Genomic DNA, 12,325 nt, shown 5'->3' on the forward strand with positions numbered 1-12,325 from the left:
GAGAGCATCCAAGAATGTTACGATTATCGAAACATATCGCTCATCTGTTCTTGTTATCACTACTGTTTGTCGGTAGTGCCATTGCTGCGCAACCACTTTGGCAAGTATTGCCAGAGACTATCAATAAAAGCGTGAGTGATCCCCGAGAATATAAAGCTATTAAATTGAATAACGACATGACGGTTTTACTGGTTTCAGATCCTAAAGCCACAAAATCGTTAGCTGCGGTCTCATTACCTGTTGGAAGTATTGAGAATCCAGATAGTCAGTTAGGACTTGCTCACTATTTAGAACATATGGTGTTAATGGGCTCTAAAAAATACCCAGAGCCAAGCAGCTTCTCTGAATTTTTACAAAAGCATGGCGGGAGTCATAACGCGAGTACAGCTCCTCACCGTACAGCCTACTATTTTGAAGTCGAAAATGGTGCATTAGAAGCGGCGACTGATAGGCTCGCGGATGCCCTTGCAGAACCATTACTAGACCCTATCAATGCGGATAAAGAACGTAATGCAGTTAATGCAGAACTGACAATGGCTCGTGCCCGTGATGGAATGCGCATTTGGCAGATTCGTTCAGAAACCTTAAATCCCGCGCACCCAAATTCTCGCTTTGCTGGGGGGAATCTAGAAACGCTAAAGGATAAAAAAAATAGTAAGCTTCAAGATGAGTTAGTGAGTTTCTACAAGCGTTATTATTCTGCGAACCTGATGAACGGGGTGCTATATGGCGATCAATCTATTGAGCAATTGGCGAAAATCGCCAATGAAACATTTGGTCGTATCCCTAATTTTAATGCCTCAGTACCTGAAGTCACGATCCCAGCAGTTACGGATAAAGAAAAAGGTATTGTGATTCATTACGTTCCGTCTCAGCCGCAAAAAGCACTGCAAATTGAATTTAGTATCAAAAATAATATGGCGGATTTTCGTAGCAAAAGTGATGAATATATTAGCTACTTAATCGGGAACCGTAGCCCTGGTACGTTATCAGACTGGCTGATCTCCCAAGGATTAGCGGAAGGTATTAGTGCATCAGCATCACCAAATTCTGACCGTAACTATGGCTCCTTTTCTATTTATGTCACGTTAACTGACAAAGGATTAGCCGAGCGTGATCAAATCATTGCCGCCATTTTTGCTTATATTGATTTGATTAAAAACCAAGGTGTTAACCAAGGTTATTTTGATGAAATAGCCAAAGTGCTTAATTTATCATTCCGTTATGGTTCAATTGTAAGAGACATGAACTATATCGAATGGCTATCTGACCAAATGATCACAATGCCAGTTAATCATGTATTGGACTCTGATTACGTGGCGGATAAATATAACCCTGCTGCAATAAAACAGCGACTTTCTGAGTTAACTGCGCAAAATGCCCGTATTTGGTTTATTAGTCCGAATGAGCCAAGTAATAAAAAAGCTTATTTTGTCGATGCACCCTATCAGGTTGATAAAATTAGCAAAAAGCAATTTACGCAGTGGGCTGATTTAGAGTCAAAAATGACGTTTAAATTGCCTAAACTTAACCCATATATTCCAGACAACTTGTCACTGATTAAAACAGACAAAGCTTACAAGCATCCTGAAATGGTTTATCAGGAAGGAAATACCCGTGTTCTGTATATGCCGAGCCAATATTTTGCTGATGAACCTAAGGCGAGTATTACGTTAGATCTCCGGTACAACGAGCAAGATAAAACGGCTAAATCTCAAGTGGCTGGCTCACTTCTGCAATATATTTCATCGTTAAAAATGGATGAATTACAGTATCAGGCTTCTGTAGCTGGAATGTCTGTTTCAGTTTCTCAAGGGGTTGGTTTACAGCTCAATGCTAGTGGTTATACCCAGCATTTATCTGAGCTGTTTTTGTCCATGACCAAGCAATATTTAAGTTTTGAGCCAACAGAAAGAGAGTTAGCCCAAGCAAAATCTTGGTACAAAGAACAAATCGAAGTAGCAAACAATGCGAAAGCGTATGAACTCGCTATGCAACCACTGCAGCGTCTCAATAGTGTTCCTTATTTTGAACAAGAACAACGGTTAGCCGCTTTAGAGACTATCACGCTTAAGGATATTACGGACTACCGTGATTCAGTCGTTGAGGGGGCTGCCTTACAGGCGTTAGTGGTAGGAAATCTAACTCAGCAACAAAGTATTCAAACTATTTTGGACGCGAGTAAGCTATTGAAGAGCAAAGGTAAAAATTGGTGGCGTGGTGATATCGTTGTTGTAGATAAAACGTATTTGGCAAATTTCCATAAACAAGGTAATAGCAGTGATAATGCGTTAGCTGAGCTATTTATTCCTACTGGCTATGATCGTATCGATGGCGCTGTTTTATCGGGTATTTTATCGAAAATTGTTCAACCCTGGTTCTACGATCAACTGCGAACCAATGAGCAATTAGGTTATGCGGTATTTGCCTTTAAGGTTGGGCTGGGCGATCAATGGGGAATTGGTTTCTTACTACAAAGTAATGCCAAAACTCCAAATTATCTCAATACTCGCTATCAGGATTTCTATACGGCGGCTTTGGATAAGCTGAAAAAATTGCCTGCTAGTGAGTTTGAGCAATATAAGCAATCCATCATTACAGAAATGAAGCAGCCACCGCAAACATTCTATGAAGAAGTAGGACGTTATGGTTCTGATTTTTCTCGTAATATTTTCAGTTTTGATACTCGAGATAAACTGTTAACGAGATTAGCGGCAGCAACTCAAGCTGAAGTGATTAACTACTACGAAAACGCAGTATTAAAACGCCAAGGCTTGGCTATGGCATCTCAAGTTATTGGTCAGAATGTCGATACGAAATCGGGATATGCACAATTTAAAAACTGGGCGCTATATCTGAATGCATCTGACCTTCAGAAGAAGTTACCGATTAAGGAAAATGCTGAGTGAATAAAATGCAGATGAATTCCCAATTGTTAGATGCCTATAAATTGCCTTTAAATGGACAGAGGTTAATCGAGGCATCTGCGGGTACAGGTAAAACTTATACGATTGGGATTCTTTATCTGCGTTTATTACTGGGGTTAGGGAATGAGAATGCATTCCCTCGCCCTTTAAGTGTTGAAGAAATTTTGGTCGTTACCTTTACCGAAGCTGCGACAAATGAATTACGTGGACGTATTCGCGAACGTATTCATAAAATGCGTCTAGCATGTTTACGTAATGGCTTAGGCTTTGAATCAGAACCAGAATACCTTAGGTTACTGGCAGAATTACCAAGTAAAGAGCAGAGGGACTTTGCCGCTAATTGGTTGCTAGCCGCTGAGCGCCAAATGGATGAAGCGGCAATTTATACGATTCATGGTTTTTGCCAACGAATGCTGGCTCACAATGCGTTTGAGTCTGGCATTTTATTTGAGCAAACGATGATCCAAGATGAATTTCCGATTCAGAAACAAGCATGTGCGGATTTTTGGCGGCGTCATTTTTATCCTTTGGATTATTCGATGACGAAAGTCGTTCATTCTCAGTGGAGTGGACCTGAAGCGCTATTGAATGAAATTAAACCATTCTTACAAGGTGATATTCCCACCATTATTAATCAACCTAAAGAGCTCGAAACGCTAGAAGAGCGTCATCATAGGCTAATTAATCTAATTCAAAACGTAAAAGATGAATGGTGCCAAAACGTTGCTGATTTTGAAAAGTTGATTGCGGATTCTGATGTAGATAAACGCAGCTATAGCGGGCGTTATTTACCAACATGGTTGGAGAAAATATCCCATTGGGCGGCGCAAGAAACAGATGATTACCAGCTTCCTCAGGATATTTTAGAGCGTTTTGCTCAGTCCAGACTAGATGAAAAATCTAAAAGCGGTTCGGGACCTTCTCATGCAGTATTTCGGCTTATCGATGAATTACTTGCTCAAAATCTCACTATTAAAGACTTAATTATTCCTCAAGCGATTAGCGAAGTACGCCAAACTATTGCTCATGAAAAGCAAACGCGAGGAGAGCTAGGATTTGACGATTTACTAACCCGTTTAGATAGTGCTTTACATAAAGATGGGGGCGAGCTGCTTGCTGAAGCAATAGCTAAGCGTTTTCCTGTCGCTATGATCGATGAATTTCAAGACACCGACCCGCAGCAATATCGTATTTTTCAGCGAATCTATCAAGAAGCAGACGAGACAGCCTTGCTGTTTATCGGTGACCCGAAACAGGCGATTTATGCTTTCCGTGGGGCAGATATTTTTACGTATATTGCTGCAAAGACGCAAGTTAGTGCTCACTATACGTTAGAAACGAACTATCGCTCATCACAGCATATGGTTGAGGCGGTCAATCAGGTTTTTCATCATGCAGAAAACCCCTTTATTTTTGAACAAATTCCATTTCAAAGTGTTAATTTTGCACAAAGCAATAGCGACAAAAAACTGATCCATGATGGAAAGGAAGTTAAAGCCCTCACGTTTTGGTTGCAGCAAGCGGAAGCCGTCTCAGTTTCAGAATATGAACAAGCGGTTGCACAGCAGTGTGCAGCACAAATTGGGGAATATCTTGCTGGTGGTCAGCAAGGCTTCACTTACTTTGAAAATAAACAGCAAAAAACACCGGTTGAAGCTTCTGATATCACAGTGTTAGTGCGTAGTCGCCGAGAAGCAGTATTAATCCGTGATGCGCTGAATCAACTTAATATTCCGTCTGTGTTCCAATCGAATAGGGAAAGTGTATTTGCAACCCAAGAAGCTAAAGAGATTCTTTGGTTATTATTGGCGGTATTAACACCGGAAAAAGAACGGGTACTACGCAGCGCGTTAGCCACGGGCTTATTAGGTTTAACTGCTGAAGATATTGATAACCTGAATTACGATGAAAAAGCGTGGGAAGCCTTGGTTGATGAGTTTGCACGATATGCAGTAATTTGGCGTAAACGTGGCGTTTTGCCTATGTTGAGGGGAATTATGTCCCAACGACATATCGCGGAAACTTTGCTGTCGGGTACTGAAGGTGAACGTCGTTTGATGGATCTCATGCATATTGGTGAATTATTGCAAGAGATGTCTCTCCAACTTGAAGGTGAGCACACACTAACTCGTTGGTTGGCACAACAGATTGCGCATCCTGATCATCAATCAGATGCCCAACAAATGCGTTTGGAAAGTGATCGTCATTTAGTGCAAATTAGCACCATTCACAAATCTAAAGGTTTGGAATATAAAATTGTCTGGTTGCCGTTTGCGAGTAATTTTTTACCTCAGTCAAAAGGCTTGTTCCATGATCGTAATGATTACATGACTAAACTCGATCTTGATGATGCCGAAAAATACGTTGAATTAGCGGACGAAGAGCGCTTAGCGGAAGATTTACGTTTGTTGTATGTCGCGCTCACTCGTGCAATTTACCATTGTAGTGTAGGGGTAGCACCGCTTATCAAAGGTAACCGCAAAAAGTCAGGTAATACAGATTTGCATTTATCCGCACTGGGTTATTTACTGCAAAAAGGTCAAGAAGGCGATGCTTCATTACTCAGTAACATGCTAGACGTTATCAGCAACGATGTCATTGATATAAAACCGATTGTTGCGTCGCAAATGGCAAGGTTGAATTTAACGAAAGAGACTGACTGTGAGCTATATGCGAGAGAAATTTCTCGTCATTTTGATGACCATTGGCGTGTTACCAGTTATTCGGGGTTGAGCTATAGCAGTTCTCATGGAGAAGAAGAACAAACATTATCTGCTTTGCAATTTGCAAATTCATTAGCACCAAAAATGGATATTGAAGCTAGCCAAGATGTTAACGCTGAAGAGATACAAGAAAACCAACTGACGCCACACCAGTTTCCTAAAGGCTCAGCTCCTGGAACTTTCTTGCATAGTTTGATGGAGGAAATTGATTTTTCAGGTGAAATTTCATCTCAGTGGTTAGAGGAAAAACTACAATCTGCGGGGTTTGATATTCAATGGGCTCCGATGTTGCAAGTTTGGCTAAATGCGATTCTCAACGTTCCTTTGGCTGATGATGGGCTTTGCTTATCAGCGCTTCCCGCCCAAGATAGATTGGATGAAATGCAATTTTATCTGCCAATAGATAGCCTACTTAATGCAAAAGATGTCGATCGCGTGACTCACCAACATGATCCATTATCCAAACATTGCCCACCGCTTAACTTTGAGCAGGTGCAAGGGATTTTAAAAGGCTTTATTGACTTAACTTTTTGTTGGAAAGGGAAATTTTACTTATTAGATTATAAGTCTAATTATTTAGGTGAAGATGCCTCGTATTATACGCAAGAGGCGATGGCAGACGCGATGATAGACCATCGTTATGATCTGCAATACCAACTCTATTCACTCGCTTTACACCGCTTTTTACAGCAGAGGATGCCAAATTATAATTATGAAACTCATTTTGGCGGTGTTTACTATCTCTTTCTACGTGGGACTGAGCGCGTAGATTCTCAAAATGGCATCTTTTTTTATCGCCCAACAATTGAATTTATCCATGAATTTGATGCGCTCTTTCGTGAGGCTCAATCTAAGGAGCTTCAATAATGAAAGTGCTATTTAATCAAGCTATTGAAGCGCGTTTATTCACGCCTCTTGATGTACAATTTGCCTATAATATTGCAAATGAGGAAAACCCAATACTTTTGCTGGTGGGAGCACTTCTTAGCGCGGAAACCATGTCAGGGCATGTCTGTTTATCACTAGATGATATTCATCCTAACTCGTTATTTATGGGAAGACACCCTGAGTTTGCAGCGCAGTTGTGGCAAATGATAGGGGAGCCGGATCCTAGCACGATAAGAGCCGCATTGCTGTCGAGTGAGTCAGTATGTGAAGTTGGAAATAATGGCGTAGCTCCCTTGATATTGTCCGGTGATTTTCTTTATTTTCAACGCATGTGGCAATATGAGCAGTGTGTCGCACACTTTTTTTCACAGACAGGGTCAACAGATTGTGATGTAGTTAAAACCCCGTCAATTTTGTCGCAGTTATTCCCAGTCTCTGAAAATATTGATTGGCAAAAAATTGCTGCTGCAGTTGCTGTCACAAGCCGAGTTTCAGTCATCTCCGGTGGACCCGGAACAGGTAAAACCACGACAGTAGCTAAAATTTTAGCGTTATTGATTAAGTTAGGTCACCTGCCACATCGTTTACGCATCGAATTAGCCGCGCCAACAGGTAAAGCCGCCGCACGTTTAACGGAATCTTTAGGGCATGCTCTGAAGCAGTTGCCGCTGAATGATGAAGAGCGAACGTTGTTACCCACCCAAGCCAAAACATTACATCGCTTGCTAGGCGCTCAGCCAGAAAGCCAACAATTTCGTTATCATCGTGATAACCCGTTGGCACTGGACATACTGATTGTGGATGAAGCATCGATGGTAGACTTACCGATGATGAGCAAACTCATTGAAGCGTTGCCTAACTCGGCTAAGTTGATATTTCTTGGGGATAAGGATCAGCTCGCATCAGTCGAGGCGGGGGCTGTTCTTGGGGATATTTGTCGTTTTGCCGATAAAGGTTATAGCTATGAGCGAGCTGCCCAGCTTGAATCACTGACTGGATGCCCATTAAGTGATTTTACCTCCAATGAAGGGCCTGTTATTCGCGATAGTTTATGTTTACTGAGAAAAAGCTACCGTTTTTCTGCTGAGTCAGGGATAGGGCAATTAGCCTATGCCGTCAACGCAGGAAATGTAAAACGGGTTGATGAAATTCTTACCCAGAATTTCGCAGACATTCATAATTATATTTCTAACAATAATCCAAATAGTCCCTCTGAACATGAAGCCCAATCTGAGCTCGAAAGTGGAGAAAGTTACGCTCAGATGTTATTAGATGCCGTTGGTTTCTATCAAAACTATCTGTTGGCGGTTAAAGTCGGTGAAAAACCTGCAGATATTCTTTATAAATTTAACCAATACCGTTTGCTTGCTGCATTAAGAGAAGGGGCTTACGGGGTTTCTGGTTTAAATGACAAGCTTGAAAAATTACTTCACCGCCAAGGCTTAATTACAAAGCCGTATAATTTACAACATAAACACTATGTTGGAAGACCTATCATGATCAGCCGTAATGATAGTGCTTTGGGGCTCTTTAATGGAGATATTGGTATTATTCTATTTGACGAAGAGCGGCAACTAAGAGCCTATTTTCAGTTCCCTGACGGTACTATTCGTGGGATTCAACCGAATCGATTACCAGCCCATGAGACAGCTTATGTGATGACGGTACATAAATCACAAGGTTCAGAGTTTGCTCATACCGCCTTGGTTTTACCCTATGTATATTCGCCTGTGATTACTCGTGAACTTGTCTATACGGCAATGACTCGAGCCAAGAATGAACTTTCGTTGTATGGCAGTAAAAAAGTGTTGCGTCGCGCGATAGAAACGCCGACTAAACGCCGTAGCGGCTTAGCATTACAGTTTGAGCAATTAAACAGTCACCATGGGATTGCTAAGAACTAGCTACAGATAATGAATTACAGAGAATTAAATTAATCCCCTGACTTTAAGGTACTTCTATGGAAAACCAGCAGCAAATGACCGCCGTAACAGTAACACTAAATGCCAAAATTGACCCCGCTCGCCGTGCAGATTTAGAAGACGCATTTGATCAAGCAATGGAAAAGCTAGGCAAGGAAGGGCAAATTCAAGTCAGCGGTGGTGGTACTCAATTAGGTGAAAATGGCGAAGTTGCTGAATGTGATATTGAATTGGCATTAACCGATGCGAGTGATGAGAATATTAGCCTAATTATTCAGATGTTCTCGGCAATGTTAGCGCCTAAAGGTTCTCGTTTAACTATTCATGGTGAAGATGTACAAATCGATTTTGGTACAGATGAAGGTTTAGCTATTTACTTTAATGGCACAGAGCTACCCGATGAAGTATATGAAAACAATGATATTAATGATTTGTTTGACCAACTGGATGAAGCGGTAGAGGATATTGGTGGCATCCACGGTGTTTGGGATGGACCAACTGAAACCGCATTTTACTTTTATGGTAGTTCTTTTGCTGAAATGGAAGCAATTTTACGCCCATTATTAGATGCAAATCCACTGTGTGAAAAGTGCCGCGTCGTTCAAACCGCTTAACTTAACACTCAGTTGTATTAAAGAAAAACCCAGAATGTTGCTTGAACATCTGGGTTTATGATTGCGCATTAAATCGTGTGGCGAATTAATTTTTTCGCCTGCTTCTGGGGACTTAAGCCGCTTGGCTTTTAATATCGAGCATTAATATTTTTGATTTACGCTGATAGTTATAGAGCGCCTGTTTTTTCATGGGGAGCATTTCAATCTCAGCGGGGATAAAACCACGTTCTTGGAACCAATGAATACTTCGGGTGGTTAAGACGAAAAGTTTATCCAATTCCAGTTGCTTCGCTTGTGCCATGACACGCTGTAATAGCTCTTCACCACGAGAGGAGCTGCGGTAATCTGGGTGTACGGCTACACACGCCATCTCACCAAGTTTTTCTTCAGGATAAGGGTAAAGCGCTGCGCAAGCGATCACCAAGTTATCCCGCTCAATTATGGTAAATTTATCAATCTCCATTTCGAGTTGTTCACGTGAACGCCTAACTAAAATTCCTTGCTGCTCAAGTGGTCTAATTAACTCTAAAATTCCCCCAATATCATTAATATTGGCTCGGCGAGTTTTTTCAGAGCTTTCCATAACGATCTGCGTACCGATACCATCACGGGAGAATAACTCTTGGATTAACGCGCCATTTTCTTGGTAGCTGAGTAAGTGACTACGGCGAACACCTCGGCGGCATGCTGAAGCAGCACCCCGTAAAAAGCGAACGGTTCCAGAGTAATAATCACCTTCTGACTCCAATTCTTGGATTCGTTCTTCAGCTTCATTCGGGAATAGCTCAGATAAGATATTACCTTCTTTATCAGCAACCCCTTGAGATGAGCAAAAACCAATGAGTTTTTCGGCTTTAATTTTAACGGCAAGCTGGGTGGCAATTTCTTCAGAGGTAAGATTAAAGCTTTCACCAGTCACTGAAACGGCGACAGGACCAATCAAAACGATCGAACCGTTATCTAATTGCGCATTGATTGCATCTTCGTTAATGCGACGGATACGACCACTATGGCAATAGTCAATGCCATCATCTACGCCAAGAGGTTGTGCAATGACGAAATTACCACTCACAACGTTAATATGTGCCCCTTGTAACGGTGTATTGCCTAAACTCATTGATAAGCGGGCTGTAATATCTAGCTGTAGAGCACCAGAGGCCTGTTTAACGTATTCAAGAGTATTCGCATCTGTCACACGGGTATGCTTGTGATAAATAGCATCGTAATTATGCTCTGCAAGAATCCCTTCTATCTGAGGACGAGCACCATAAACGACGACTATACGGATGCCTAAACTATGCAATAAACCTATATCATTGACAATGCTAGGAAAATTTTCATGCGCTATTGCTTCACCGCCAAGCATGATAATGAATGTCTTGCCTCGGTGGGCGTTTATATAAGGTACCGAATGGCGAAACTCATCAACCAACTCGGTGCTGCGCTCTTTCATAACTACCCTCTTAACTGAATTTTTATTCGCAATAACTGTATTTTTATTCTTTTTGGCAAGAAATATCAAGTAAAAGTTGGGACAATAAAAGTAACAAATTTATTTTTAAGGTTTACATATCTCTAAATATAAATGGATATAATCACAACAATTCAATCTGCATATCAGATTATTGCCAATAAATGTTATTCGACATTTGAGCATCATTAACTATTTAAATTACGTAAATATGGCGTTTATATGGCATTGAATAGATGCGTGCTGGGATATAAATAGAATAGATTGGTAATGACAAAGGATGAAGAACTAGATAGAGTGCGAATTAATCGCTAATATATTATCTCTTATTTTAGATATTATTAAACTTTTCAGGAAATAGATTCGGAATTATTGATGAGTCATCAAGATCACAGCCCATCAAAACGTCGCCTATTGCAAGGTGCGGCGGCAGTCATGCTATTAAGTGTCAGCCCATTTGGATTTGCTGCCAGTAGTAGTGTTGTTGCTGTTCGTATTTGGCCAGCCTCGAGTTATACCCGTATTACTCTTGAATCCAGCATTCCTTTAAAGTATCGCCAGTTTGTTTTAAACAACCCTGAGCGTATTGTTGTTGATTTAGAAGGCGTCCAATTAAATAACGTTCTTAAGAATATGGGAAGTCAAATTCAGTCTCGAGACCCTTACTTAAAATTAGTTAGGGTGGGGCAGTTTGATCCTAAAACGGTACGTTTAGTGTTTGAAGTTAAGAATAAAGTCACACCTCGGTTCTTTACTTTACCGCCAGTAGCTGAGTTTAAACACCGTTTAGTCATGGACTTTTACCCAGGTAAAGGGGTTGAAACCAATGATGATCCGTTACTTGCGCTTCTTGAAGATTACAATAAAGGTGATTTAGAAGAGAGCATGCCTGCACAGGCGAAGAAACCGGGTAAAGCAGGTACGGATAGACCGATTGTTATTATGATTGACCCTGGTCATGGTGGGGAAGATCCCGGTGCGATTGGTAAATATAAAACGCGTGAAAAAGATGTGGTTTTACAAATTGCGCGTCGTTTGAAAACGCTAATAGATAAAGATCCTAAAATGCGAGCTTATATGACGCGTAATGAGGATGTCTTTATCCCATTGAAAGTGCGTGTTGCGAAAGCGAGAAAAATGCAGGCAGACTTATTCGTTTCTATTCATGCGGATGCATTTACGAATCGCTCAGCGAATGGCTCATCTGTTTTTGCATTATCCACGAAAGGAGCGACCAGTAATACGGCGCGTTATCTTGCTCAAACTCAGAACGAAGCTGACTTAATCGGTGGCGTGAGCAAAAGTGGTGATGTCTATCTTGACCATACAATGTTAGATCTGGTGCAAACAGCAACCATTAATGACAGTTTGAAGTTTGGTGATGAAGTCCTGAAACGGATGGGTAGAGTGAATCGGCTGCATAAAAACAAAGTAGACCAAGCTGGTTTTGCTGTATTGAAAGCCCCTGAAATTCCGTCTATTTTGGTAGAAACTGCGTTTATCAGTAACCTAGATGAAGAGCGTAAGCTTAAAACCGCGAAATTCCAACAGCAGATGGCAGAGTCTATTTTTGAAGGGATTAAAGCCTATTTTCGTAATGGTGGCGAGTTAGCTATTCGTAACTAATTATTTGATTTATATATGAAAGAAGGTGGCAGGCAGCAATGTGAGTCGCCTTTTTTATTGATAAAATAAATCGTAAATGAAGCTAGAATAATTAAAAATTAATTTGAGTGTTGAGTTTGGGACGATAAAGAAGAAAGAAAAGGAAACATAAGAA

6 protein-coding genes are annotated in these 12,325 nt (G+C 41.0%); 5 read left to right on the forward strand and 1 reads right to left on the reverse strand.

Annotation, left to right across the window (positions count from 1 at the left end):
* Positions 1 to 14: 14 nt before the first annotated feature.
* From ptrA to PROVALCAL_RS10535, 4 genes are read left to right on the forward strand one after another with little or no spacing between them, the layout of a single operon-like run.
* Positions 15 to 2,909 (forward strand): pitrilysin, encoded by a 2,895-nt coding sequence (ptrA, locus tag PROVALCAL_RS10520; RefSeq protein ID WP_006659228.1) that lies wholly within the window; start codon positions 15 to 17, stop codon positions 2,907 to 2,909.
* A complete protein-coding gene (gene recB / locus PROVALCAL_RS10525) occupies positions 2,906 to 6,517 on the forward strand; it encodes an exodeoxyribonuclease V subunit beta (protein WP_006659229.1) in 3,612 nt (1,203 codons plus the stop codon). The genes ptrA and recB overlap by 4 nt, the downstream gene beginning before the upstream one ends.
* Entirely contained in the window at positions 6,517 to 8,442 is a 1,926-nt protein-coding gene (gene recD, locus PROVALCAL_RS10530) for an exodeoxyribonuclease V subunit alpha (RefSeq protein ID WP_006659230.1), read from the forward strand. The genes recB and recD overlap by 1 nt, the downstream gene beginning before the upstream one ends.
* 56 nt (positions 8,443 to 8,498) lie before the next feature.
* The gene (locus PROVALCAL_RS10535; RefSeq protein WP_006659231.1) at positions 8,499 to 9,074 is read left to right on the forward strand and encodes a hypothetical protein; all 576 of its coding nucleotides are present in this window, start codon (positions 8,499 to 8,501) and stop codon (positions 9,072 to 9,074) included.
* 112 nt (positions 9,075 to 9,186) lie between these two features.
* Here the strand turns inward: PROVALCAL_RS10535 and argA are convergent, their stop codons facing one another.
* On the reverse strand, positions 9,187 to 10,527 hold the full coding sequence (gene argA / locus PROVALCAL_RS10540; RefSeq protein ID WP_006662976.1) for an amino-acid N-acetyltransferase: 1,341 nt from the start codon (positions 10,525 to 10,527) through the stop codon (positions 9,187 to 9,189).
* A 393-nt stretch (positions 10,528 to 10,920) separates the two neighbouring features.
* On the opposite strand from argA, the gene amiC reads away from it, so the two are divergent.
* Entirely contained in the window at positions 10,921 to 12,171 is a 1,251-nt protein-coding gene (gene amiC / locus PROVALCAL_RS10545) for an N-acetylmuramoyl-L-alanine amidase AmiC (RefSeq protein WP_006659233.1), read from the forward strand.
* The last annotated feature ends 154 nt before the right edge of the window (positions 12,172 to 12,325 follow it).

The sequence above is a fragment of the Providencia alcalifaciens DSM 30120 genome, from assembly GCF_000173415.1.
Lineage (GTDB): Bacteria > Pseudomonadota > Gammaproteobacteria > Enterobacterales > Enterobacteriaceae > Providencia > Providencia alcalifaciens.

What these genes read in the sequence shown, in the direction of transcription:
- ptrA (WP_006659228.1), top strand. Translation starts at nt 15, where the DNA reads ATGTTACGATTATCGAAACATATCGCTCATCTGTTCTTGTTATCACTA.
- recD (WP_006659230.1), top strand. Translation starts at nt 6,517, where the DNA reads ATGAAAGTGCTATTTAATCAAGCTATTGAAGCGCGTTTATTCACGCCT.
- PROVALCAL_RS10535 (WP_006659231.1), top strand. Translation starts at nt 8,499, where the DNA reads ATGGAAAACCAGCAGCAAATGACCGCCGTAACAGTAACACTAAATGCC.
- argA (WP_006662976.1), bottom strand. Translation starts at nt 10,527, where the DNA reads ATGAAAGAGCGCAGCACCGAGTTGGTTGATGAGTTTCGCCATTCGGTA.
- amiC (WP_006659233.1), top strand. Translation starts at nt 10,921, where the DNA reads ATGAGTCATCAAGATCACAGCCCATCAAAACGTCGCCTATTGCAAGGT.